This window comes from Scytonema millei VB511283, from assembly GCF_000817735.3.
GTDB lineage: Bacteria > Cyanobacteriota > Cyanobacteriia > Cyanobacteriales > Chroococcidiopsidaceae > Chroococcidiopsis > Chroococcidiopsis millei_B.
Genome location: NZ_JTJC03000001.1, coordinates 82,518 through 108,856 on the forward strand (window position 1 = coordinate 82,518; position 26,339 = coordinate 108,856).

The following is a 26,339-nucleotide window of genomic DNA, read 5'->3' on the forward strand; positions in this document are numbered from 1 at the left end:
CATCAGCAGGTGCAACTGCTAGCTCATTAGGAGTATTGTCCCAACTAGTGTATGAAATTCAAAGTATTTTAGGATGCTAGCCTAAGCAAAAGTCGAAAATAATTCAATCTCCAATTCCCCCCTTTTTAAGGGGGGTTAGGGGGGATCTCCGAGGACTCAGAATGAACCGCGAAAACCTACTCAACACAGACTTTCACCTACCCTATAATCCGCAACTTGTAGAAAGAGCAAAAGAATTCCGAAAAAACATGACTCCAGCCGAAAAGCTACTCTGGAATCATTATCTCAGAAAGTTCAAATATCGAGTTTTAAGACAAAGACCTATCGATAATTTTATTGTTGATTTTTATTGTGCAGAATTAAGGCTAGTAATTGAAGTTGATGGAGATAGCCACTTTACAGATGATGGCAAAATTTACGATTTAGAAAGAACTGCAAAATTAGAATGCTACGGACTAAATGTTATGAGATTTAACAATAATGAAGTATTGAACAATATAGAGGGAGTTTGTCATGAGATTGAGGAAGCGATCGCACTTCGTTCTGAGTGAAGAGATCCCCCCAACCCCCCTTTTTAAGGGGGGTTTTTTATGAGAAGAGCTGCGATCGCCTGCGAGATTGGTAAACCAGCATGTTTTTCTAACCAATAGAACTCCCCTACAGGGTTAATTTCTAAAAATATATAACGCCCGTCTGGAGTCAAAATGAGGTCGAATGCCCCATAATTTAACTGAAAATATGTCATGATCTGTCGCAATTTTATAGCAAGATCTTGGGGAAGATGGTAGGGTCGCCAAGCATCAATCAAAGTCAATCCTTGTCGCCGCCAATCATGACTTGCTGCAGGCGAAATCTGAGAGTCAATTGCAGCTGTAAATACCTGCTGTCCAACAATTGTCGTCCTCAGTTCTAATGCTTTGGGAATGTTTTCTTGAAAGCACATCGGACAAAAGCGCAGTCCCTCTAACTTTTCTAAATCCTCCGGTTTAACGGAATTGGTGAAAACAACTTGCTCTTGTCCTCGATCGTAAATTGCAAAGGTAGTGAGCATTTTCGTCACCATACCCGAACTGCACTCTCGCGCAAATTCCAACACTGCTTGGGGATTGTTTGTAATCAGAGTGCGTGGAGTTTCTAAACCGAGCGATCGCGCAACTTGTAATTGTAACTGCTTGTGTTCAGCACGACGAATATTAGACACGGAATCGAGATGGAAAACATTGAGACTAGCGATCGCCCCGAGAATCGTAGCTTGCGACTCTTGAACCGAGGCTTGGCGTAGTTGCGCATCCATCGTTGTCGGAATCCTTGCACCCATGCGAATGCGCCGATACCAAACTGCGGATACATTTTGTAAATTGAGTTGGTTTGCACCATCAATCAGCACGAACCGTTCTGTTCCCAGTCCAAAATAGACTTCTAAATGTGTCTGAGTCGGAAAGCGATCGGTATCAAAGCGAAATGCCTTTCCACCTTGAGCTGCGATCGCCTGAATCACTAAGGAAATCCCCTCATGATCTCGACTATGAGTCACGATCAAAACTGTCATATCGTTGTACTCCAATTTGCGATCGCTAACTCGTAATTCGTAGCTATTATTCTCTACATTATTGCTATAAGATTATTTTTCATCATCAAGCTAGGAGCTTGTACCCAGAGTTAATAAATTACGACTTACGAATTACGACTTACAAATTATTATTTGTAATAATCAGAAATTGATGGAAACTTGGGAAAATCAGGCATAGATGGCATCTTGGGCATCTCCATCGAGGGGAATTCATAACCTTTATTCCCACCGTCAACGTCAACGTCAGATGGATATGCTAGCGTTGTTGCATATACGCTACCACCACTCACAGATGCCATTTCTGCTTCCGAAAGTTCTGCTCCAAATTGCCCTTCTAGAAAGTGGGCGAAAAAAGGAATTGGTGAATTTAAATTTCGTGAGTTCATGTCAGACATAGATTTTATTTACCTCCGATTGGTTAATTCAGGTTGCAGCAATAACTTAGCAAACTCTTATTAAAAGAATTTAGAATTCTAGTCGTAGAACTATGAATGACAAACCCCACAGACAAATCTACGGGGCTGAAAACAGAAAAATCTAATTTTTTCACGCCTTATATGGGCTTGAAAACATTCAACTAATTCCGAATTTCAAATTCCAAATTCTAAATTTTTAAGTTGTATTGCTAAGCTTTAGTTAGCAACCTATACTCACCACTTCATCCAGCAGTATAGAGGTTACGCATGATTTTACAAAAATTTATTTTCAGGGATATACAAAAGCAAAAAGATGTGTTTTTTTCGTCGTAGGGGCGGGTTTAGCAAAAGAGCCGCGGCTAGTCACAAGAAATCTTGGTTCAAAATCCGCCCATATAAGAGTCAGGAGCCGATTGGTAATTGCCCCCTCAGCTCCCTCAGCTTCCCCAGCTCTCTTCTCTAGGGTACTTCAATCGGAATCAAAGCATTCTCAGGCAAATACTGCTGGAATCTGCCCTCGTCTGCCAAGACCAAAACCAAGCGCAAAGGATAATCTGGTGGCATTTGCAAGTCAGCCCAAGGAACTGCTACTTCTAGGCAACGCTCTAGCGCTACTTGAGCGCGACTGGCGCGGGGATGCCATTGATAGTGTTCTCCCGCCTCTTGAAAGTGAACCGATTGTGTAAGTAAATTAACTTCCAAGCGATGGTGAAACATATAGTTCATCGGCGCTTGCTCTGGCAAGTCTACCAAAGGCGGGGGGCTGTTATGCATGGTGCGATCGGGATAGAACCAGAGCAAATTGAGTTCTGGTGGCAAGTCCTGACCTGGCTTTGCTCCTGTTTTGAAATCTAATCTGAGATAGAAATTTAAGTGATCTACCCCGTACCAAATGCGCTGTACCGTGCTGCTTTGATGCATCGTTCCCCGCGCTCCACCAACTTCTAAGCGTCCGGCTTTGTCCCAGTCCTGCTCGTCGCCCATACCGTCAATGTTGGGGTGAATGAAGCTTTGGGGGCGATGGTCGGCGGGAGCGGCATGAATTTCCACCGGACGCAGCAGCACTGGAGGAACGGGTTGATTCAAGGCTTGATAAATGCCACACAAATGCTCTCGAAATAACTGGTCGAAGATAGCATCGTGATTGGAGGAATGACCTTCACCAAACCACCAAAACCAATCGGAACCCTCGGCGGCGTATAAAGCTTCCCACACTTCGGGGTTATTCTCTTCTGTCGCCTCTGGATGCTGTGCTAACACATCTCTCGCTGCTGCTAGCAAGTCCCAAGCTCGATTTTTTGCCGGATCGCCAATCCAAGTGGTAAAGCTGCCATCTACCCAAGAACCACTGTGTAATTTCTCACCTGGAATTGTTGCAGTTGGGGGAAAAGCATCGATAAATTCCGAGACGGTGACGAGTTTGATATGAGGATGGTTGCTGAGAGTTTGATATAAGTTTTCTAAAAAGGGTTTGCCATCTTGAGGATAATATTCCCAGCAGTTTTCGCCATCTAAGGCAATTGTGACCAGCCAAGGTTGTTCTAAGCTAGTCCGATCGCCTTCTTGGTGCTGTTTGAGCTGATGGGCGATCGACTCTAAATGTCCCACCAAATCTGCGGCGGCGCGTTTGGGTGGCATCGACCCATATGTAAAACCAATTAAATCAGACAATCTATGATCGCGAAAGACAATAGATAAATCTCCCGCTGCTGTCTGCAAGCGATAGGGACGGTATAACAATTCTGGTTCGATGACATTTCCCGCCCCGTCGCGGTGGAAAAAGTGCTTGAGCGTCCACCCTAAAACGGCTTCATCAGAAACAATCCAATTAAATCCTTGCTTGATAATATAAGGAAGAATTTCAGGACTGACAGACTGTTCGGAGGGCCACAAACCCCTGGGTATTTGTCCAAAGCGGTCTTCGTATAACTCCCATGCTTTTTGCAAGTGACGCGGAATATCTTCTGCCCATTGGAATCGGTAATTGGGCAGGTTCATATTCGGTACGGCAACCCGACCGGAGTTTGTATCGGCAAGTAAAGGCAGAATTGGATGAGTGTAAGGTGAGGTAGTAACTTCTAGTTGCCCCGTTTCCTGCATGTGCCGATGTTGAGGGACAATCCGACTAATAATTTCCCTTTGTTTAGAATAAATCCGCTGGCGATCGCTTAAAGTAAAACCCCGACCTTGTTGCAACCATTGGGCAATTTCGGAGTCGTCCCAAAAAATCGGATCGATCCAAACTAAATTATGCCAAGCCAGTAGATCGCCATAATCTTCCTTCTGCCAGTTGTCCAAACACCAAGCTGCACCGCGTTCCTGCCGTTGATGGTACAACTCTGCATAACGGGGATGGGGATCGATCAGCGTATGGTGGTTGGCATCAAAAAAGTTCGCGATGATAAATTGTTGCTGCTCCCTTTGCAGTTGCTCTGTAGGTGTCAAGCTAACTGTGAGATAGGGATCGAAAGCAGTCCCAGCAATGTAATCTTCTAGTTGCAGAATCAGAGAAGGAACGAGGTTAACCGTTTGATGTAACTTAGGATAACGCTCTAGAATTAACACCAAATCTAGATAGTCTTTTGTCCCGTGCAACCTAACCCACGGCAAGCGATACTGATTGGATGTAGAAGCAGAACTGCGATCGCGACTTTTATACAGTGGTTGGTGCTGATGCCAGACGAATGCAACGTATAAAGGATGGGGCATAGGTATCGATCGGTAGTTGGTAGTTGGTAGTTGGTAATGGTAATTGGTAATCGGTGGTAGACGCTACACGGAGTGAAGACAGTCAACCGTCAACCGCGAACTGTCAACCATTAACCCATTACCCATTACCCATTACTCATTACCTCATCGCTAGATCACTTGTTCGACTTCGGCGATTTCGGGGATCATTTCCCGCAAACGGCGCTCGATTCCCATTCTCAGAGTCATGGTAGAACTAGGGCAAGAACCACAAGCTCCTTGTAACCGCAACCGCACGATTGGACCGTCGAGTTCGACTAGTTCTACGTTGCCACCATCTGACATCAGATAGGGGCGCATTTCATCCAAAACTGTTTCTACATTATCTGTTGTGAGTTCCATAGAATTAGACCTTTGTTTAACAAACTTGCTAAAACGATCCTAGCTCTAGTCAGTTATCAGTTGTCAGTTATGAGTGACTAGTGGCTAGTGACTAGCCACTAGTCACTAACTAAACAACAGCAGGCTCTAGTAGTTTGATGTTAGAGAAGTTGAATTCAGTTTTGATTCGCTCTTGTTGCTGATAGTCTTCTACAATTTGCTTGGTCATGACGTAATAGTTACCAAATTTTTCGTAAAAGTCTTGAAACTTTAATACCTTGATGACTTCGTTGGTTTGTGGATTGCGAAAAACCGCATCGTAGCGACTAGCTACATAACCCCCGCCTGTATCTAAGCTATCGTGGGTATCGATGACAAAAGCCATGCGACCCATAACGCGGCTGACTTGGCAAATTTCCGTACCGCGCACTTTGTAGTTAGAACCCATAGCATCGCCTTTGACCAGGATTTCTACTGCGCCACTGTCATCGAGTTTACCGAGGCTAAACTCATTTTTGCCGTGAGACTGCTCGAATTGCGATCGCTTGCGGTGAGTAACAATGTCTCGCAATTGGGTATAGACGCTTTCTTGTACTTTTTCGTCTTCTATACCCGTAACTTCTACGCTCAAATCGCGATTTATCCGAATTCTACCCGTGTAGACTTCATCACCTTGTGTCAATTGCACGTCTGCACTGTAACCGGGAAAGTTTTCATCCCAGGTGTAGCGATTTTCGTAAGCCGTCTTGAATAAGTCCCGCGCACTTGTTTGCTCTGTCATAGCACTGTTGTGACTTCACCTTTTACAGTTTAGTCTGAACGAGGGGTGAGGAGCGAGGAGTGAGGAGCGAGGGGTCATTTGTCATTTGTCACTGGTAAAAAAGTGGTGCGTCGTAATTGGTAATTAGTTGCTAGTCACTAATAACTGGTTACTGGTCACTGATAACTGATAACTGATAACTGATAACTGATTACTCCCCATCTCCCAGTCCTAATACCATCAACGGCTCTTGATACAGGGGGACAGTGAAGGTGACTGTGGAGCCAAGTCCCTCACCCATGCTATAAAAATTGACTGTTCCCCCCATAGCTTCGACTAGTTTTTGGGAAATTGTTAATCCCAGACCAGTACCACCATACTGCCGCGTGCGAGAGCCGTCTACTTGGCTAAAAGATTGAAATAGTTTATCTTGCTTGTCTAAGGAAACACCGATGCCCGTATCGGCAACGCGAACTTTCACCATTCCCGGTAGGACTTGATTTTGAAAGATGGTTTTTTTCCGGGTGATATCCGCACTAATAGTGACTCCGCCTTCATGGGTAAATTTGATCGCATTCCCGACCAAATTGAGCATCACTTGCAATAGCCGTTGGTAATTCCCTAAGACAATTATTTCATCTGCCGTAGGTGGTAATTGGATTTGCAAACTTAAATTTTTCTGCTCGGCTTGGGTTCTGGTAAAGTCTTCGAGATCGCTAAATAGTTCGTTGAGTCTAACTTGACCTAACTCCAAATCCATTTTGCCTGCTTCAATTTTGGCAATATCTAGAATGTCGTTGATGATATTGAGCAGGTGCAAGCCGGAGCGATAGGCTTCTTGGATAAATTCTTCCTGTTCTTCAGGATCGTCCGCCATTCCCTCAAGCACTAACTTTAAAAATCCCAGCATTCCATTCAGCGGCGTGCGGAGTTCGTGAGAAGTGTTAGCGAGAAATTCGCTTTTGAGGCGGGAGGCTTCTTCTGCTTGTTGACGAGCTTCTTCTAGCTGTCTGTATAGAGTAGCATGGGCGATCGCCGTACCAATTTGATCGGCTAAGTCTCGGACTAACTCAATTTCTTCCGTCGTCCACTGGCGTAAGCGCGAGATCGGATGCAACATCGAACTACTGTGAGTCTGTGGTTGAAGGCTGCGTTCGCAATGCTGCAAGCAAATTAAGCCGTTAGGCTTGTCGCGATCGACCGTTGCTAATAGTAAAATTGATTGTTGAAACTGGGGATTTTCTGTCTTCTCGATCGCCACAGGTGCAAGAGTCTCTAAAGCCTGACAGTAACCTGGTTCGTGCATAATATCAATTGATTGACCCAGCATCGATCGCACTGCCATTTGGCGATACTCGGCTACCACTTGCAAATGGAGATCTTCCGGTCTGTACGAGCAAATAATACAATGACTGACACCCAAGGCTTGACCCAAACTTTCTACAGTTTGCTGCCAAATTGTATTTAGATCTAACGTACGGCGAATGTTACGCGCAATTTGACTGAGAAGCTTTTTAGACGAGACTGAACCGAGCGATCCCATTGCGCTAGTCGCCAATTCTGAATAGACATCCGCTACCACTTCGTTGTCTATTTCTTCTAAGTGTCGCCCTATGACTAAAACTGAAGTAGCCGATCCCGTTGCGGGTAAAATTGGGCTAATTGCCAACTCAAATCCAAACAATTTTTGTCCGTAGCGAAATACGCAGTGACAGCGTTCGGGAACAAGACTTTCCAAAATCCTTTGCACCCGTCTTAAGTACGCAGTTGGATCTAAAGGTCCAAATGTCTGTTCTAAAGATTGTCCTACAATCCGCTCTTGCTGCAAACCAACGCTATCAGCTTGTTGCCATGAAAAACAAAGATAGCAACCCGAGCTATCCTGCACGTAGGCTAATTCAGCTCCTATAGAAGACAGAGAGCCGTTGGAATTCATACCAAATGACTCAAATGAGGATGTGAAAGCTGGCTGGTGGGAATCTGTATCAGCACTCATTACTAAAGATAGTTCGACACAGCGCAAGTCGAATGACTCGACAAACATTTGCTTCGAGTTTGGCACAAAACCTGATAAATTGGGAATTTTGCTTGGTGTCGCCAGCAATTTACCAAGCGGTCTAGTAAAGAGAGCGTTTACCAAGTCAGATGAAAACTGTTAATCGTTCCACTCACCTCGCGGTGGTACGGGTGTACGAGGGATCGTACGGGTTAGTTCATCATCTCGCTGCGTTTCACCGCGCAGCCATTGACGGATAGCGACTTCAATCACTTTACTCGGATCGTTAGTTAAATGCTGAATTTGATCGACGAGTTCCGAATCTAAATGAATCGAGAGTTTTATCTTGTCGAGGTTTGCGTCTGATGTATCGATGTTGTCATTCATAAGCGCTAAACGGTAATTGATTTAGCAAACGTACCTTTTGCCATACCTGGCTTGCAGTTCTTCCTGCGCAGCTATCTAAACTAGAACAGGACTTTTCCGACGCTACTCAAGGGCGATCGCGTCCGAATAGGTCTATTGTAAGCTTTATCAGTTGTCAGTTATCAGTTATCAGTTATTAGGAAACGGGGAACAGGAAAGAAAAAAGTTTCTTATTTCCGCCTTACGACTTACGACTTACGACTTACGGCTTACGACTTACCTTCCTACTCCCTCAATAAAAGATTAAAATGCGTTAAGTACGATCGCTATTTGCTTGCTACTAAATCGTAAAAATATGACAGATGTTTCCGCCGAGCGTATTCGTAATTTTTCAATTATCGCTCACATTGACCACGGGAAATCAACTCTAGCCGATCGCCTGTTGCTGACAACTGGTACGGTTGCAGAACGGGTGATGAAGCAGCAGTTTCTCGACAATATGGAGTTGGAACGAGAGCGCGGCATTACGATTAAGTTACAAGCGGCTCGGATGAACTATCAGGCAAAGGACGGAGAAGCTTACGTCCTCAATTTAATTGATACCCCAGGACATGTTGACTTTTCTTATGAAGTGTCTCGCTCTTTAGCAGCTTGCGAGGGAGCATTATTAGTTGTCGATGCTTCCCAAGGAGTAGAAGCACAAACTCTAGCAAATGTCTACTTAGCCTTGGAGCATGACTTAGAAATCATTCCCGTACTGAATAAAATTGACTTGCCAGGGGCAGAACCAGAACGGGTGATTGAAGAAATCGAACAAATTATTGGCTTAGATTGCAGCAATGCAATTTTAGCATCGGCAAAAGAGGGAATCGGCATTGACGAGATTTTAGAGGCGATCGTCCAGCGCGTCCCACCTCCAAGTAACACGATTGACGATCCCTTACGAGCATTGATTTTTGATAGCTACTACGATAGCTATAGAGGGGTCATCGTCTATTTTCGCGTCATGGATGGTACGGTGAAAAAAGGCGATCGCGTTCGTTTGATGGCATCGAAAAAAGAATACGAAATTGACGAATTAGGTGTCCTCTCTCCAAATCAAAAGCAAGTCGAAGAACTCCACGCCGGAGAAGTCGGTTATCTCGCCGCCGCCATTAAAGCTGTAGCAGACGCGCGGGTGGGCGATACAATTACCCTAGCAGCAAAACCAGCAGCTCAGGCTTTACCAGGTTACACCGAAGCAAAGCCGATGGTATTTTGTGGGATGTTTCCCACTGACTCAGACGAGTTTGAAAATCTGCGTGATGCTCTGGAAAAGCTGAGGCTCAACGATGCAGCCTTGCAATACGAACCGGAAACCTCAAGCGCGATGGGGTTTGGTTTCCGCTGCGGTTTCTTGGGATTGTTACACATGGAAATCGTCCAAGAACGTTTAGAACGCGAATACGATTTAGATTTGGTAATTACAGCTCCATCGGTAGTTTACAAAGTAGTTACCAACAATGGCGAAGAAATTTATGTTGATAATCCCAGCAAGTTACCAGCACCCAACGAACGGGAAAGCATTGCTGAACCCTACGCTCAAGTAGAAATGATTACGCCAGAATCTTTTGTTGGCACGTTGATGGAGTTGTGTCAAAATCGGCGGGGAATCTTCAAAGATATGAAGTATCTTACCCAGGGGCGCACGACATTAACTTATGAATTGCCTTTGGCAGAGGTAGTCACAGACTTTTTCGATCAAATGAAGTCGCGATCGCGCGGATATGCCAGCATGGAGTATCATCTCATCGGCTACCGCGAAAATCCCCTAGTCCGCCTAGATTTGATGATCAACGGCGATCCGGTAGACTCATTAGCAATGATCGTCCATCGTGACAAAGCCTATGGTGTCGGACGAGCGATGGCAGAAAAACTTAAAGAATTAATCCCGCGCCATCAATTTAAAGTCCCCATCCAAGCCGCCATCGGTAGCAAAGTCATCGCCAGCGAACACATTCCCGCCTTGCGTAAAGACGTACTTGCCAAATGCTACGGTGGTGACATCAGCCGCAAGAAAAAACTCTTGCAAAAACAAGCTAAAGGTAAAAAGCGGATGAAAGCCGTCGGTACGGTAGACGTACCCCAAGAAGCATTTATGGCTGTACTAAAATTGGATGGTTCGCAGTAGTGAGTGGCTGGTGGCTAGTGGCTAGTGGCTAGTAAATAGGGTGTGGGGTGTGGGGTGTAGGGAATTTTGAATTGCTTCCCCAGCCTCCCCAGCTCCCTCAGCTCTCTTCCCCCCGACTCCCGACTCCCAATTCCCGACTCCCGGCTCTTCCAGCAGGCGATCGCCAAGAAGATCTAAATTAGTATCAGTATCTCGCCATTTTCCCAGAACCATGAATAAAATCGTCGTCGGTCTTTCTGGTGGAGTTGATAGTTCCACCGCCGCCGCCATTCTACATAACCAAGGATATGATGTCGTTGGTCTCACCCTTTGGCTGATGAAAGGCAAAGGACAATGCTGTTCGGAGGGAATGGTAGATGCTGCATATATCTGCGAACAATTAGGTATTTCCCATCACATTGTCGATATGCGGGAAGTTTTTCAAACCCACATCATCGATTATTTAGTCTCTGGGTATAGCGACGGTATCACCCCTCTACCCTGTTCGCAGTGCAACAGAACGGTAAAATTCAGTCCCATGTTGCAGTATGCCAGGGAAAAATTGGGTGTAGACAAAATTGCGACGGGACACTACGCTCGAATTACCCACGATCCTACGTCGGGACGCTACCAATTGCGACGCGCTGTAGACCGCAATAAAGATCAGTCGTACTTTTTATACGATTTGACCCAAAATGTTTTAGCAGGTGTCGTGTTTCCACTCGGCGAAAAACTGAAAGTCGAAACGCGACAAATCGCCTCTGAATACAATTTGAAAACAGCCGATAAGCCAGAAAGCCAAGACTTGTGCTTAATTGAAAGCCACGGTTCGATGCGGGAGTTTTTGGATAAATACATTGCTCCCAAAAAAGGCGAAATTATCGATGCTGCTGGCAAGGTACTGGGACAGCATGATGGTGTCCATCATTACACGATCGGGCAGCGCAAAGGTTTGGGAATTGCCGCAGCCGAGCCGCTGTACGTGATTGGCTTAGATCCGGTAATGAATCGGGTAATTGTGGGCGATCGCACTACTGCTAACCAGCTAGAATGTACCGTGGGGCGGGTTAACTGGGTTTCTATATTGGAACCAAATGCACCCATTCGCGCTCAAGTCCAAGTGCGATATCGTTCGACTGCGGTGGATGTAACGGTGGTTCCTTTAGCAATTTCTCGCGTTAAGTTGGTATTTGACGAACCCCAATTTAGCATTACACCCGGACAAGCCGCTGTTTGGTACGATGGCGATATGGTTTTGGGTGGCGGGATTATTGAAAAGCCTGCCAATAGTTGATACATACACGTAGGGGCGCACAATTGAACAGCCCGCACCGTATACATACACGTAGGAGAGCGAAAAATTTCGGGGGAGATGAGGGACACAACGCGGTAAGATGACCCCATGTCCGATTCTTCCGAACCCGTTATCTACCAATTAAAGATAGTGTTGCTTGGCATCAGTCCCATGATCTGGCGACGCATACTTGTCAGCAGCGACAGCACGATAGAAGACTTGCATTACACGCTCCAGCTGGCAATGGGCTGGTCAGACATCCACCTGCACCATTTCATCATTCATGGTAAGCAGTATGGAATTACCCAACCAGGGGGAACGGTATTTAGTGACTGCGCCAGCGAAGTGAAGTTAGGTTCGTTTGGATTAAGACTAAAAGAAAAATTTCTCTACGAATATGACTTCAGCATATGTCCATCAATGGGTACATGGCGTTACTGGTGGCGGCATCAAATTCGAGTAGAAGCTATTTTGACTCCAGACCAAAAACAAGTTTACCCAATCTGTACTGCTGGTAAGGGTATTTGTCCCCCAGAGAACTGTGGTGGTCCTTGGGGCTTTATGAAAGCGAGGGAAGAGTTTTTTATTTGGGACGTGTTAGAGCGTTTTGCTTCAATGTTGAGAAACAAGAATTTTGACATGGATAGAGAAGAAGCCAGCGAGCTACGCGCCTTGGCTATTAGTTTATCAAAACCGCTTTGACCGTCAAGAAGTCAACAAGCATTTACGGCAATACACCACGGGAGATAGAAAGTCGTTGTTATTTGAGCAGGGAATAGTGTGAAATTTAAAGTTCAACTAGTTATTGAATCAGAATCGGGCGATACCCAGTTAATTCAAGAAGTTGCCCAAATCGAAAAAGATAGTCTAAAACCTGAAAATTTGGGATTAACTTTAGCCCAAGCCAAAGAATTATTGCTTCAGACCCAACGCAGCATAGCTTCTCAACAAATAGCCGAATACCAAAGACAGCAAGCTGCTTGTTCCCATTGCAATCAAAAGCTGTGCCACAAAGATAAACGTACCATTGTATATAGGACACCATTTGGCAAGTTACAACTACAAAGCCAACGATTGTTTCACTGTGCTTGTACCGAGCAACCAACCCGCACCTTCAGCCCAGTAGCAAATCTATTAAAAGAGCGCACATCGCCAGAATTGCTCTACCTAGAATCAAAATTTGCTTCTTTAATGTCTTATGGGCTGTCCACCAAACTATTACAAGAATTACTACCAATAGAAGGAGAAATAAACGCTGCATCTATACGCAACAATCTACACGCATTAGGTCAACGCTTAGAATTAGAGTTACCGGAAGAAGCAGGAATATTATTCGAGGGTTGCCAAAGAGATTGGGAGAAGCTCCCCAGGCCAGGTTTACCCTTGGTAGTGGGTATGGATGGAGGATATGTTCGTTTCTATGAGAGGAAATCTAAAAAAGCCGGAAATTTTGAAGTTATCGCTGGCAAGAGTATAAAAGCAGACGGCGCATCAAAATGTTTTGGCATGGTTTATTGCTACGATACCAAACCCCAACGTCGAGTATTTGAGGTGTTAAAATCTCAAGGGATGCAAATGAACCAGCAGGTCACATTTTTATCAGATGGAGAAGAGATTATACGTGACCTACAATATTATCTCAACCCCAATGCCGAACATATCCTCGACTGGTTTCACATCACCATGCGGATAACTGTGATGAAACAAATTGCTAAGGGTATAAGTAAAGAAGATTTAGAAGCAGGTATAAACAGCGAATCCATCCTCAAAGATTTGACTTCATTAAAGTGGTATTTATGGCACGGCAATGTCTTTAAAGGCTTATCAGAAATTGAAGATTTAATCGATAGTGCCTTTGTCTTAGGTTCGGATGATGACGAGCGAGAACCAAGCCTTGAAGCACAAAAACTCTGCTCTCATTTGGAAGAGTTTGAAACCTATATTTCAAACAATGGACAGTATATTCCCAATTATGGCGAACGCTACCGCAACGGCGAACCGATTTCCAGCTCCTTTGTAGAATCTGCCGTCAATCAAGTTATTAGCAAGCGATTCGTGAAAAAGCAACAAATGCGTTGGACTCCTGAAGGGGCGCATCTTCTTCTCCAAATGCGCTTGCTAGTCTTGAACGGAGAGTTAAAGAGTAAATTCCAGCAGTGGTATCCCGAATTGACCGTCAATTGATTTATACCAACTTTGGAGTCAAAGTAGGTAAGATCAATTTATATACCCCAAGCTTTGTAGCGGTTTGGGTCATGACTAAACAACTCATTCAAACACCGAAAGTTGGTATAACGAAAAAACTAAAACGTTTTTCTCCTAATTCTCGCAAGTACGCTGAAGTTAGAACTAGAGAGCATCTGTTGCCAGACGAAGTTGAGGCAATGCGCTCTGCACTAAAGAAATCAAATGGTCGTCATGCCCATCGAGACTCAACCCTGATTTTACTTATCTATCGTCACGGACTGCGAGTAACTGAAGCATCAACTTTACGGTGGGAGCAGGTAGATTTTAGCGGTGGAACGATTTACGTAAAGCGGGTCAAGAAGGGAATTCCTTCTGTGCAACCACTTTATGGTGATGAAATTCGCTCTCTCCGTAAACTGCAAAGAGATTACCCTGCTAGTCCTTATGTTTTCCAGTCTTCTCGACTTGGACCATTAGCACCCGATACTGTAGGTGGAATTGTTGAGCGAGCTGGGGAGTTAGCAGATTTGTCTTTTCCTGTTCATGCCCATATGCTACGGCATGGAACAGGTTACTACTTGGCGAATCGAGGTACTGACACTCGGACAATTCAAAGCTACTTGGGGCATAAAAATATTCAGCACACTGTTCGTTACACCGAGCTTGCGTCTACCAAGTTTCAGGGGCTTTGGGATGATTAATGTTTAGAACGCCTGCTGAATTATTACCCATCTCCCCCAAAATTTTTCGCTCTCCACGTAGGGGCGCACAGCTGTGCGCCCCTACAGATTTTTATTTCATCCGATGTAGAAACATCTCTACACGAATCATCGCTTAGCCAACTTTTTCGATAGCTTCCGCAGTCGAATTGATTTGGGGGTGACTTCCACTAGCTCGTCGGGTCCAATGTACTCTAGAGCGCGTTCTAGGCTCATATCTACAGGTGCTTGCAACTGCACTAGTTCGTCGCCGCTAGCAGCGCGGTGATTGGTTAGCTGTTTGGTTTTGCAAACATTCAGTTCTAAGTCTTGCGGACGGTTGTGTTCGCCGACAATCATACCTTTGTAGACTTTAGTACCAGGAGTGATAAAGAATACGCCTCGGTCTTCGGCGTTCTTCATGGCGTAGAAGGTGGCTACTCCCTCTTCAAAAGAAATCAGTACGCCGTTGCGACGGGCTTCGATTTCCCCAGAAATGGCGCGGTATTCGAGGAAGCTATGATTCATGATCCCTTCGCCACGAGTCATCCGCATGAATTCGCCTCGGAAACCAACCAAACCACGGGCAGGAATGACGAAATCGAGTTGAGTGCGTCCGTTACCCCCAACTTGCATATCCTGCATTTCGCCCCGTCGCTGTCCCAGGCGTTCGATACAACTACCTACAGCTTCTTCTGGTACGTCTAACACCAGATATTCAAACGGTTCGCAGGGTTGCCCGCTGACTTCGCGATAAATGACTTGTGGCTGAGAAACTTGAAATTCGTAGCCTTCGCGTCGCATGGTTTCAATTAAGATTCCCAAGTGGAGTTCGCCGCGTCCCGAAACCAGGAATTTATCGGGGGAGTCGGTTTCTTCTACGCGCAGGGCGACGTTAGTTTCCAATTCTCGCATCAGGCGATCGCGTACCTGTCTAGAAGTAACGAAGTTCCCTTCTTGTCCGGCAAAGGGCGAATCGTTAACGGAAAATGTCATTTGTAAGGTCGGCTCGTCTACCTTAATTAGCGGTAGTGCCTGGGGTTCGTTGGGACAAGTTATCGTTTCGCCAATATTAGCATCGGCAAATCCGGCGATCGCAATAATGTTACCCGCAGATGCTTCTTCTTGGTCGATTCGTTTTAAACCCTCAAAGCCCATCAATTTTGTGACTTTGCCTTTAACGATTTCCCCGGTGTCGCGGATCAAAGCGGCTTGCTGTCCGACGCGGATCGTCCCGTTGTGAATTTTACCGATCGCAATTCGTCCTACATATTCCGAGTAGTCTAGAGTTGTGACTTGTAATTGCAGTGGCTTTGCTGGATCGCCTACAGGTGGTGGAACGTGACGTAAAATCGCGTCAAATAGGGGCTGCATGTCTACCCCTTCGGCTTCTAAATCTTCTTTGGCATAGCCGCTTAAACCAGAAGCAAATAAATAGGGGAAATCGCACTGGTCATCGTCTGCACCCAGTTCCAAAAACAGATCCAACACTTTATCAACTGCACCGTGGGGATCTGCCTGGGGTCGGTCAATTTTATTAACCACAACAATCGGGCGCAGTCCCTTTTCTAGGGCTTTCTTCAGCACGAAGCGCGTCTGAGGCATCGGTCCTTCGTTGGCATCTACAATCAAGATACAACCGTCAACCATGCCCAAAACTCGTTCGACTTCGCCGCCAAAGTCAGCGTGACCGGGAGTATCGACAATATTGATCAGCGTCTCTTTGTAGCGCACTGCTGTGTTTTTTGACAAGATGGTAATGCCTCGCTCTCGTTCCAAGGCATTCGAGTCCATCACGCAATCAGGTACGTCTTCCCCTTCGCGGAAGATGCCAGATTGTCTCAGGAGGGCATCAACGAGAGTAGTTTTGCCGTGATCGACGTGGGCGATAATGGCGACGTTGCGAATGGGGAGCGTCATAAGGGCGTTCCAGAGTTTTGTATAGGATAATTAAGCTGATACGGTGTTAGCAGCCTTTAGCAGAATTGAGTCAATAATAGCAATTCTGTAAATATGCCTTAATAATTGTAGCTCAGTTAGGGAGTCGGGAGTTGGGAGTCGGGAGTCGGGAAGTCAAAAGTCAAAAGTCAAAATTAATCGGTTGCTAGTCACTGATAACTGATTACAGTGCGTAATGCGGCTAAAGCATCTGGGGGAAGGATTGGCTCGATCGTCCCGATAATTTGTTCCCAGCTGTCTAACTCGTCCTGAGAGGCTGCTTGCTGTAATTTTTGCTGATAGAATTCTTGCCAAAATTGGGGTGCTTGTTTGTTCTGCTTGGCAAACCGCTTGCGCCATCGCCAGAAATCTTTGTTTGTTGGCGGTTCGACTCCGAGGATCGGAGGTAAATCGGCATAGCTGACAAACGTACTCACGCCTTTACCTACAACGTGAATGACGTAGCGCCAGCAGTCAATTTTGTAGATTTGCTCTGGTTGAAGGTTGAGGCAAAAAGCGATCGCGTCTTTGGTGACAAATCGCGCCAGAGGATGAATATACTTTGCTGAAACGTTTTCTGTTGCTATCATATGAGTGACTTCCCACGTTGTGGGTTGTATTTTGACAAAGCGATCGTCACAGTTTGCCAGACCAAGGCGATCGCTTTTAATAGGTTTGAGTATTATAGAACGCTTCAGCTGACAAGTCAACGGCATGTCAACAAACGGATTAGTACGATTAAAAATTAGAGAATTTGCAGCGAAAGAAGGGTGGACGTTAAAAGAGGTTTCCGACCGATCGGGAGTAGCTTACGGTACAGTTAAAACTTATGCTGCTTCCCCTGGAATGGCAATGGCAGATATTAACGCACTGCGTAAATTAGCGCAGACTTTCGACGTAATTATAGAAGACTTATTAGAAGTCGTAAAAGAATAGGCGATCGCTTTTGAGAAGAGGAGCGATCGGATTAACAATATAATTATTAGGTCAAATATTATGTCAAATCTCAGTTTAGAAGAAATCAAAGCTATGCTCTTTCAGTTATCAGAACAAGAGCTAGTGGCGTTAGTTACCGATTACAGAACTCACATCTACAAAAGTTAGACCTGTTCTTGTTTTAATAGCAACATGCTATCCAGCCGCTTTACCGAAGCACTGACTTACGCCACAGAACTCCATGCAAACCAAGTGCGGAAAAGTTCCGGCGTACCTTATATTTCTCATTTACTCGGCGTGACCAGTATTGCTCTAGAATATGGAGCAAATGAAGATGAAGCGATCGCAGCTTTACTCCATGATGCAATTGAAGACCAAGGAGGTGCGGCGACACGGGAAGAAATTCGCCGTCGTTTTGGCAATACAGTCACCGACATTGTGGACGCTTGTACCGATGCAGAAATAATTCCCAAACCACCTTGGAAACAGCGCAAGGAGGCTTATATCGCTACCATTCCCCAAGCTTCTCCATCAATAATTTTAGTCTCAGCTGCCGACAAACTACACAACGCCAGGTCAATTTTAAAAGACTATCGAACTCTAGGCGAAACAGTTTGGCAACGGTTTAAAGGTGGTAAAGACGGTACATTGTGGTACTATCGCGCCGTTGTAGAAGCCTTTATTGCCAAAGGAAAGACACCAATAGTCACAGAATTAGAACGAGTAGTTGCAGAATTAGAACAATTAGTCAAGGATGATAATGGGTAATTGGTAGTTGGTAGTTGGTAGTTGCAACTTACCCCTTACCCCTTACCCTTTACCCCTTACCCCTCTAAAATGGCAAACGTCCGTCTAGAAGATATTAAACGTAGATTTAACAACGTCACTGCGATCGAAGATATTACATTTGAGGTTCCTGACGGAGAATTTTGGGTACTAGTGGGACCATCAGGATGCGGTAAGTCCACGATTTTAAGAACGATCGCAGGTTTGGAAACAGCGACATCTGGCAAACTTTATATTGGGGACACGCTGATGAATGAGATCCCCGCCAGACAGCGCGATGTCGCGATGGTATTTCAAAATTACGCCCTCTACCCTCACATGACGGTAGCAGAAAATATCGCCTTTGGATTGCAAATGCGACAAGTCGATCGCAAAATAATTCGAGAAAGGGTAGAAACAGTAGCGCGATCGCTTTCTTTAGATAATTTACTCGATCGCAAACCCAAACAGCTATCAGGAGGACAGCAACAACGGGTCGCATTAGGTAGGGCAATCGCGCGTCAACCTCAAGTATTTTTATTAGATGAACCTTTGTCGAATTTAGATGCTCAATTAAGGGACGATACGCGGGCAGAATTAAAACAGTTACACGCACAATTAGGTGTAACAACTGTGTATGTCACTCACGATCAAGTTGAAGCGATGACATTAGCCGATAAAATTGTGGTATTGAATCGCGGCAAGATTCAGCAAATTGGCGCACCACAAGAAATTTATGCCCATCCAGCTAACCGAATGGTAGCAACTTTTATGGGCAACCCTCCAATGAATATTTTGCCTGCCATTTATGCTAATAAAGGTTTTCAGGTAGGAGAACAGTACATTTCTTGTCTGACAGAAATACAACAGGAATTGAACTTAACACAGGGAAAACCTGTAGATTTAGGAATTCGTCCAGAATATGTATATCTGCAAAAGACAGAAGATAAAAATACTCAATTCCCGACTCCCGACTCCCAACTCCCAACTCCCGCTTTAACAGTTGCTCTAAAAGTAGTAGAACCGTTGGGCAGAGAGATTTTAATTAGAGGAAACATACCAGGAACGAGCGTGTTATTAAATGCACAAGTGAGTCCTGATGTCAATGTAAGAGTAGGCGATCGCTTATCTCTGGAATTAGATCTAGATCGTTTATTTGTCTTTGAGCCTGCCACAGGCGATCGGTTGTATCCACAGTAGGGTGTGTTAGTAACTAACACACCCTACAGCACAAATTACCCCTCAGATAGAGCTATCAAGGCGATCGCGTATGTTACAATTCTTAATAATTGACAAGGAAACAGAGCAGGGGGGGCTTTCAGTATTCCTCTGCCCTTTTATTTGGTTATGTACCTAACATCTGCAACTGGTGCAAACCTGCGTACAACCCACCAAGCTGTAACAACTCATTATGAGTCCCAGACTCTACTAATTCGCCCCGCTTCAAGACAAAAATTCGATCCACATTCCGAATTGTTGAAAGACGGTGAGCAATAATAATCGCCGTTCGCCCCTCTAGCAAGCGTTCTAAGGCATCTTGAATATATGCTTCCGTACCCACATCCAAACTAGCCGTAGCTTCATCTAGTACGAGGATATGAGGATTACGAATTGCCGCACGAGCAAACGCCAACAATTGCTTTTGTCCGCTAGAAAGATTCGTACCGCGCTCGCGCAACTGAGTATCGTACCCTTGGGGTAACTGCTCGATAAACTGTGCCACATTCGTATTTTCTGCGGCGGCGCGAATTTCATCAAAAGTGTAAGTATCCCCCAGCGTAATGTTACTTTTCACGTCTCCCGCAAAGATAAAACCTTCTTGTAGAATCACACCCATCCGACAGCGTAATTCTGCCTGCGAAATATCTCGAATATCAACTCCATCCACTAATATGCGTCCTTTTGATGGTTCGTAGAGACGACACAGCAACCGAATAATCGAACTTTTTCCCGCACCTGTGGGACCAACTAAAGCAATTTTTTCCCCTGGACGAATCGTAAAATCTAGATCTTTAATTACGTAATCGTCATTTTTATAAGCAAACCAAACGTGTTCAAAACGGATTTCTCCTACTTGGGTAGTTGGTAATTGGTTGACGGTAGACGCTGGCGCTACACTGCGTGAAGACGGTTGACTGTTGACAGTTAACAGTTTGCTCCCTTGTCCCCCTTGTCCCCCTTGTCTTTCCCTGCTCCCTGCTCCCTGCTCCCTGCTCCCTACCCACACAGGATCGCGAATCTCAATCGGTTCGTCTAAAATATCGCTGATGCGCTCAACAGCTGTAAATCCAGCTTGAATAGCAGTAAATTTTTCAGCAAACTGGCGTAAAGGATCGAATAAGCGTTGGGCAAACAGAATAAAAGCAGCAAGAACCCCAAACTCTAATTTTTCTTGCAAGACAAAAATACCACCCAGCCAGAGAACCCCTGCAACTGCTACTAAAGCCACCCATTCTAAAGTTGCCGATACCGCTGAATCGTGAAAAATCGTTCTATCTACCTCACGAATATAGTTTAAATTCGTAGCGCGAAATAGTTCGGCGTTGAATTGTTCGCGGCGAAACATCTGTACGACGTTAATCCCAGAAATATTCTCTTGTAAGGTGGAATTGAGTAAAGACAGTTCTTCTCTAGCTTTGTAATTAGCTTTACGATATTGCTGCTGGAAGAAAATAATTAATCCCGTGACTGGAAATAGCATCAACAACAGCATTAAGGCAAGTTGCCACTGTTGCTGAAACATGAGAACTAAAATTACCAACATAGAGAATAGATCGCTGATAATACCTATTGCTCCAGTTGTGAAGACATCTCCCAATGCTTCCACATCGCTTGTTAAGCGAGTAATTAATTTTCCCACAGGAGTACGATCGAAAAAGCGAACTGCTAAAGATGTAACGTGTGCAAATAGATCGTTACGAATATCCGCTGTCATTTGTTGCCCGACTTTTTGCACTAAGTAACCTTGCACTCCTGTAAAGATAAGACGAACTACCACTGTTAACAGCAACAAACCTTCTAGAATTTGTAAACCCTGCCCCAGAGGTAGATTTTTGAGAAAATCGTAGGTATTTGGTTCTTTACGAATGAGGGAGATCGCTTGACCGATCAAAATTGGTTGAACGGCATTGGCGATCGCAACTGGAACTAGCAAAATCGTAGAAACCAACAATAACCGACCGTGACGGCGACCGTAAGAAACTAATCTTAGGAACAATCGCCAATCATTTTGGCGGCGGCGATGTCGTATGGGTTGGTTTCCTGGGGCTGATATCGTCATGCTGCAACCTTGAGTGGGCGGATTGGTCAAACTAGATACGTTTCTTAATTTAGCGCTAGTACTGACCCCAGATCGCTCTCATTCTGGCTAGATTTTTGCAGGCGATCGCTCAATTTTTCTATTTCTCATGCAGCAAGGAACTTAGTTTGCTTGAAATGGAGCGATTCAATGCCTACTGTCCGTCTGCTACTACTCTTAATCAAAAAAATATGAAAACTACATATTACATTCACCGTTTTTCAGTATTATTATCAGTAATTCCTGTATCAATCTTTATCTGAAACCATTGCGATCGCTACGATTTTCTAGCAATCCTTTATATCAGATATATTATTTTGCATATTTATATGATTTAAACATTGAATTTTTCATAAATTACGCGCTTAGATTTCATCTTTTAATCTCCTTTAGATTCTTTCCAAAGGAGAAACCTTCTTGTTTAACTTATTTAAATTTACAACTACCTTATAAAAGTGTTTAGAAAATATTGCACGGCAAATTCGAGATGAAATAGCATACGTTTTGTAGAAACTTTATGATTAATTTTCGGCAATTTTCTGTTTTTGTCTAACAAGTCATATCTAGTAAAACTTAACTCTGAGTTTGAGGTTTAATCCAAACTCACTAGTAAACCAAACTATTAAGAATTGAATTCAAATGAAAGTAACAACTATAGAAACTGCATACCCACTTTCAGCTATGCAGCAGGGAATGCTATTTCATAGCCTCCACGCTCAACAATCTGGAGTCGATATCGAGCAGGTAATTTGTTCGATCCGCGATCGCCTCAATATTTCTGCTTTTATTCAAGCAGGGCAGCGAGTTGTGGAACGCCACCCAGTTTTAAGAACGAGCTTTGATTGGAAAAGCGATCGCCAACCATTACAATGCGTCCACCTACAACCCGCTATTGAAATAGAACGAGAAGATTGGCGCAGCTTGTCAGCTATAGAACAAGAACAACAGTTGCAAGTCTATCTTCAGCGCGATCGCGCCTCTGGCTTTCAGATGGATCGCTTGCCATTAATGCGTTTCGCTCTGATTCAGCTCGGCGATTGTGACTACCGCTTGATTTGGACTTTTCATCATGCCATATTAGACGGTCGGTCTTTACATATAGTTCTCAAAGAAATTTTTGCTTTTTACGATGCTTTTTGCCTGGGAGAGGACTTAGAACTACCACAACCTCGTCCTTATCAAGACTACATCCAATGGTTGCAGCAAGATTGGTCAGAAACTGCAAACTTCTGGCAACACTTACTCAAAGGCTTTACCGCACCAACTCCATTAATAGCTAACTCAACATTAGCCAAATCGACTTTACATGCAGACTTAGAAATCGTCGATCGCAGTTTTGGCGATCGCGAACTGCGACTGTCAGAGCAAACGACAGCGATGTTAAAATCTTTGGCACAACAACACCAACTCACGCTCAACACTTTGGTACAGGGAGCTTGGGCTATACTACTGAGCCGCTATAGTCGCGAAACCGATATTGTTTTTGGAGCCACTAGAGCTTGCCGTCACTCATCTGTAGTTGGTGCTGAGTCTATGGTAGGACTGCTGATTAATACCCTACCAGTGCGGGTAGACGTATCGCCACAGCCGCTTTTACCGTGGTTGAAAGAATTGCGATCGCAGTGGGTGACTTTGCGCGACTACGAACATACTCCTTTAGTCAAGATTCAAGGATGGAGCGACGTTCCAAGCAGTACGCCTCTATTTAATAGCCTTTTAGTATTTGAAAACTACGAATTGAATTCGGCTTTACGCGCTCAAGGTAGTCGATGGCAAAATCTAGAATTCCGATTAGAAGAACAAACGAATTATCCGCTCACCTTAGTTAGCTGTGCTGGATCGGAGCTTTCACTAAAACTCAAGTACGATCGACAAAGATTCGACGATGCGATAATCGAGCGAATGCTAGGACATCTACAAACCTTGCTGTCAAGCATGGCAACAAACCCCGAGCAGTGCATCGGACAATTGCCAATGTTGACAACGGCAGAACGCGATCGCATCGTGCGGGAATGGAACGACACTGAGACAGATTTTTCCCAAGATCTTTGTCTCCATCAACTATTTGAAGCACAGGTAGAACTGACACCCGAAGCTGTTGCCGTTGTTTTTGAAGATCGACAACTCACTTACAGAGAACTGAACTGGAGAGCCAATCAGCTAGCACGGCATCTACAGCGATTAGGCGTGAAGCCAGGAGTTTTGGTTGCCGTATATTTAGAGCGATCGCTAGAGACAGTTGTAGCCGTCATGGGGATTTTGAAAGCAGGGGGTGCATACGTACCGCTCGAACCCAGTTTTCCCAAAGCACGGATTCAACTAATACTTTCTTCACTGGCGATCGATTGTCTGGTAACGCAAACTTCGCTGCTGCGAAATATTGACGAGATTCAATCTCAACTTCCGGCGCTACAACACTTAATTTGTTTGGATGCTGGAGATTCGCAAGCGATCCCCCCTCGCCCCCCTTCACAAGGGGGGTTAGCAGAATTTAGCCCCCCTTCACAAGGGGGGTTGGAGGGATCTGAGAAAACATTCGATCGCCAAATTTGGCTGCGTGCAGATCTCGATCGACTCCCTACAGACAATTTACCTTTATCTGCCAGCTCAGACGATCTTGCCTACGTCATTTTTACCTCCGGTTCTACCGGAACGCCTAAAGGAGTCGTAGTTCGCCATCAACCCGTCATCAACTTGATTCAGTGGGTCAACAAAACTTTCGCTGTCAACTCTTCCGACAGAGTTTTATTCGTCACATCTTTGTGCTTCGACCTGTCAGTTTATGACATCTTTGGGCTTTTAGCCGCAGGTGGATCGATTCGAGTTGTGTCTAACCGTGACGTACAAGATCCAGAAGCTTTGTTGCGCATATTGCGTGACGAACCAATTACTTTCTGGGACTCTGCACCACCTGCACTGCAACAACTTGCTACTTTTTTCCCCAAGATCGAATGGGGCGATCGCCAGCCACAACTACGGCTAGTATTTATGAGCGGTGACTGGATACCAGTGAAATTACCGGATGCACTCAAAGCTACGTTCCCAGGAGTTGAAGTCATTAGTCTCGGTGGAGCAACCGAAGCCACAATCTGGTCTAATTATTATCCAATTCAAACAGTCGAGCCGCATTGGGTGAGCATTCCCTATGGCAAACCAATTCAAAATGCTCGCTATCATATTCTCGATTCTTATCTCAACCCCTGTCCGGTTGGCGTGGCTGGAGAGTTACATATTGGTGGCAAATGTCTTGCCTCTGGCTATTTGAATCAGCCCGAACTCACCGCCCAAAAATTCATTCCCGACCCCTTTAGTGACAATCCAACAGCACGACTCTACAAGACAGGAGACTTAGCCCGCTATCTACCAGACGGCAACATTGAATTTCTCGGTCGCATCGACCATCAAGTCAAAATTCGCGGTTTTCGGATCGAGTTGGGAGAAATTGAAACCGTACTGGCACAACACCCGCAAGTGAGAGAAACTGTCATCTTAGTACGGGAAGATGAGCCAGGACATAAGCGACTAGTAGCGTATGTCGTAGGACATCAACCTGCGCCTGCTACGAGCGAACTGCGACGTTTCCTTCAGGAAAGATTACCAGAGTACATGATTCCTGCTGCTTTCGTGGCGATCGCCGAAATCCCGCTCACCTCTAACGGTAAAGTAGACCGTCGCGCTTTGCCAATTCCCGATCGCGATCGACCCGATCTAGAAAAGGCTTTTGCTGCTCCTAGCAACGCCGTGGAACTCCAGTTAACTCAAATTTGGTCGGAGATTTTAGGCATTCAATCAATTGGAGTCAGCGATAATTTCTTCGAGCTAGGGGGACATTCGCTGTTAGCCGTACAATTATTTACCCAAATCGAAAGCAAGTTTGGGATAAAACTCCCACTAGCAACTTTGTTTCAAGCGCCAACAATCGAGCAGCTAGCAAATATAATCGGTCAACCGGAACAGTTGGTTTCTTGGTCTTCATTAGTGGCAATTCAGCCTCACGGAGATCGATCTCCTTTATTCTGCATCCACGCGCTGGGTGGTAACGTTCTCGGCTACCAAAAGCTAATTCGTCATCTGGGTTCGGAACAACCTGTTTATGGGTTGCAAGCACGGGGGTTAGATGGTAAACAAAACCCTCACACCAAAGTTGAAGATATGGCAGCCGATTACATTCAAGAAATGCGGACGGTTCAGCCCAATGGTCCTTATTTGTTATGTGGCTTTTCCAGTGGAGGTACGGTAGCTTTTGAGATGGCGCGACAGTTACAAGCGCAGGGTGAGGAAGTGGCTTTACTAGCCATGTTCGACACTTACAGCCCCCGTTTATTTATTCACAATCCCTCACTATTTCGCACAATTTATACTTACTTGCGTACTCTTTGGCGGTTGCCGCTACCAGAAAAACAAACTTATTTTCTACAAAAGTTAGATTGGATACACTCGCTGTTGACTGGCAAACAAAGCAGCAAATATGACCTCTGGAACAACTACGCTTTATCTGAAAATGCCAATCCTTACGATATGGTGCTAATTGAGGCGCTAAAGCAGGCAACAATGGTAGATTACGTTCCGCAAAGTTACTCCGGTCGAGTGGCTCTGTTTACGAGTAAAGAAGTTTTGAGATGGTGTTACTCTACACCCGATCGCGGTTGGAATAGTTTCGTCGAGCCAGGAGTCGAGATCTATGAGATTCCAGGTACGCATTTGGGTTTGTTGGACGAACCAAACGTGCAAGTTTTAGCTTCTAAACTCAAGAATTGCTTGGAGCAAGCACAAGTTGGCGATCGCACGTTAAGCTTAGTCGATAACAGTTGTATCATGGAGCTTTCAATCGGCTGAGGTCTTACACGATCCTCATTTGCAGTTCTACATCGCGAGCGATCGCATTCTTGCTAGAGAG

At 45.0% G+C, this 26,339-nt stretch carries 21 protein-coding genes; 10 read left to right on the forward strand and 11 right to left on the reverse strand.

Going from position 1 to position 26,339, the window contains the following annotated elements:
- Window positions 1-161: 161 nt before the first annotated feature.
- Window positions 162-551 (forward strand): endonuclease domain-containing protein, encoded by a 390-nt coding sequence (locus QH73_RS00355; protein WP_039714791.1) that lies wholly within the window; start codon window positions 162-164, stop codon window positions 549-551.
- Between the two features lie 23 nt (window positions 552-574).
- On the opposite strand, the gene QH73_RS00360 is transcribed toward QH73_RS00355, so the two are convergent.
- From QH73_RS00360 to QH73_RS00390, 7 genes are all read right to left on the reverse strand, one after another.
- A complete protein-coding gene (locus QH73_RS00360) occupies window positions 575-1,549 on the reverse strand; it encodes an MvdD family ATP-grasp ribosomal peptide maturase (RefSeq protein WP_039714792.1) in 975 nt (324 codons plus the stop codon).
- A 149-nt stretch (window positions 1,550-1,698) separates the two neighbouring features.
- The gene (locus tag QH73_RS00365; RefSeq protein WP_039714793.1) at window positions 1,699-1,965 is read right to left on the reverse strand and encodes a microviridin/marinostatin family tricyclic proteinase inhibitor; all 267 of its coding nucleotides are present in this window, start codon (window positions 1,963-1,965) and stop codon (window positions 1,699-1,701) included.
- A gap of 480 nt (window positions 1,966-2,445) precedes the next feature.
- The gene (locus tag QH73_RS00370) at window positions 2,446-4,695 is read right to left on the reverse strand and encodes a glycoside hydrolase family 57 protein (protein ID WP_039714794.1); all 2,250 of its coding nucleotides are present in this window, start codon (window positions 4,693-4,695) and stop codon (window positions 2,446-2,448) included.
- A gap of 150 nt (window positions 4,696-4,845) precedes the next feature.
- A complete protein-coding gene (locus QH73_RS00375) occupies window positions 4,846-5,076 on the reverse strand; it encodes a NifU family protein (RefSeq protein WP_015152173.1) in 231 nt (76 codons plus the stop codon).
- Between the two features lie 109 nt (window positions 5,077-5,185).
- A complete protein-coding gene (locus tag QH73_RS00380) occupies window positions 5,186-5,836 on the reverse strand; it encodes a DUF3386 domain-containing protein (RefSeq protein ID WP_039714795.1) in 651 nt (216 codons plus the stop codon).
- Between the two features lie 190 nt (window positions 5,837-6,026).
- Window positions 6,027-7,811, reverse strand: coding sequence for an ATP-binding protein (locus QH73_RS00385; RefSeq protein WP_039717280.1), 1,785 nt, complete (start codon window positions 7,809-7,811; stop codon window positions 6,027-6,029).
- Between the two features lie 159 nt (window positions 7,812-7,970).
- Window positions 7,971-8,198, reverse strand: a complete 228-nt coding sequence (locus tag QH73_RS00390) for a ribbon-helix-helix domain-containing protein (RefSeq protein WP_052289939.1) — start codon at window positions 8,196-8,198, stop codon at window positions 7,971-7,973.
- Between the two features lie 334 nt (window positions 8,199-8,532).
- On the opposite strand from QH73_RS00390, the gene lepA reads away from it, so the two are divergent.
- The gene (gene lepA / locus QH73_RS00395; protein WP_039714796.1) at window positions 8,533-10,347 is read left to right on the forward strand and encodes a translation elongation factor 4; all 1,815 of its coding nucleotides are present in this window, start codon (window positions 8,533-8,535) and stop codon (window positions 10,345-10,347) included.
- 21 nt (window positions 10,348-10,368) lie between these two features.
- Here lepA and QH73_RS00400 read toward each other — a convergent pair whose 3' ends face one another.
- On the reverse strand, window positions 10,369-10,560 hold the full coding sequence (locus QH73_RS00400; RefSeq protein WP_039714797.1) for a hypothetical protein: 192 nt from the start codon (window positions 10,558-10,560) through the stop codon (window positions 10,369-10,371).
- Between QH73_RS00400 and mnmA the strand changes: the two genes are divergently transcribed.
- The 4 genes from mnmA (at window position 10,559) to QH73_RS00420 (ending at window position 14,508) form a co-directional block, all read left to right on the forward strand.
- Complete coding sequence (gene mnmA, locus QH73_RS00405) at window positions 10,559-11,620, forward strand: tRNA 2-thiouridine(34) synthase MnmA (protein ID WP_039714798.1); 1,062 nt, start codon at window positions 10,559-10,561, stop codon at window positions 11,618-11,620. The two genes, QH73_RS00400 and mnmA, sit on opposite strands and share 2 nt — an antisense overlap.
- A gap of 108 nt (window positions 11,621-11,728) precedes the next feature.
- On the forward strand, window positions 11,729-12,322 hold the full coding sequence (locus tag QH73_RS00410) for a plasmid pRiA4b ORF-3 family protein (RefSeq protein ID WP_052289085.1): 594 nt from the start codon (window positions 11,729-11,731) through the stop codon (window positions 12,320-12,322).
- 78 nt (window positions 12,323-12,400) lie between these two features.
- Window positions 12,401-13,804 (forward strand): ISKra4 family transposase, encoded by a 1,404-nt coding sequence (locus QH73_RS00415; protein ID WP_039710059.1) that lies wholly within the window; start codon window positions 12,401-12,403, stop codon window positions 13,802-13,804.
- Window positions 13,805-13,875: 71 nt separating this feature from the next.
- Window positions 13,876-14,508: a tyrosine-type recombinase/integrase gene (locus QH73_RS00420; RefSeq protein WP_039710122.1), complete on the forward strand. Its 633-nt coding sequence runs from the start codon at window positions 13,876-13,878 to the stop codon at window positions 14,506-14,508.
- Between the two features lie 126 nt (window positions 14,509-14,634).
- Here the strand turns inward: QH73_RS00420 and typA are convergent, their stop codons facing one another.
- Complete coding sequence (typA, locus tag QH73_RS00425) at window positions 14,635-16,425, reverse strand: translational GTPase TypA (RefSeq protein WP_015152179.1); 1,791 nt, start codon at window positions 16,423-16,425, stop codon at window positions 14,635-14,637.
- Window positions 16,426-16,613: 188 nt separating this feature from the next.
- Window positions 16,614-17,159, reverse strand: a complete 546-nt coding sequence (locus QH73_RS00430) for a hypothetical protein (protein WP_236146860.1) — start codon at window positions 17,157-17,159, stop codon at window positions 16,614-16,616.
- Between QH73_RS00430 and QH73_RS00435 the strand changes: the two genes are divergently transcribed.
- The 3 genes from QH73_RS00435 to QH73_RS00445 all read left to right on the forward strand — a co-directional run bounded on the left by QH73_RS00435 (window position 17,158) and on the right by QH73_RS00445 (window position 19,344).
- The gene (locus QH73_RS00435; RefSeq protein ID WP_015152181.1) at window positions 17,158-17,379 is read left to right on the forward strand and encodes a helix-turn-helix domain-containing protein; all 222 of its coding nucleotides are present in this window, start codon (window positions 17,158-17,160) and stop codon (window positions 17,377-17,379) included. The genes QH73_RS00430 and QH73_RS00435 overlap by 2 nt on opposite strands.
- Before the next feature lie 192 nt (window positions 17,380-17,571).
- A complete protein-coding gene (locus QH73_RS00440) occupies window positions 17,572-18,147 on the forward strand; it encodes an HD domain-containing protein (RefSeq protein ID WP_039714799.1) in 576 nt (191 codons plus the stop codon).
- Window positions 18,148-18,216: 69 nt separating this feature from the next.
- A complete protein-coding gene (locus tag QH73_RS00445) occupies window positions 18,217-19,344 on the forward strand; it encodes an ABC transporter ATP-binding protein (protein ID WP_039714800.1) in 1,128 nt (375 codons plus the stop codon).
- A 145-nt stretch (window positions 19,345-19,489) separates the two neighbouring features.
- Here the strand turns inward: QH73_RS00445 and QH73_RS00450 are convergent, their stop codons facing one another.
- Window positions 19,490-21,424, reverse strand: a complete 1,935-nt coding sequence (locus tag QH73_RS00450) for an ABC transporter ATP-binding protein (RefSeq protein WP_039714801.1) — start codon at window positions 21,422-21,424, stop codon at window positions 19,490-19,492.
- A 657-nt stretch (window positions 21,425-22,081) separates the two neighbouring features.
- Between QH73_RS00450 and QH73_RS00455 the strand changes: the two genes are divergently transcribed.
- Window positions 22,082-26,278 (forward strand): non-ribosomal peptide synthetase, encoded by a 4,197-nt coding sequence (locus QH73_RS00455; RefSeq protein WP_039714802.1) that lies wholly within the window; start codon window positions 22,082-22,084, stop codon window positions 26,276-26,278.
- Window positions 26,279-26,339: the final 61 nt, after the last annotated feature.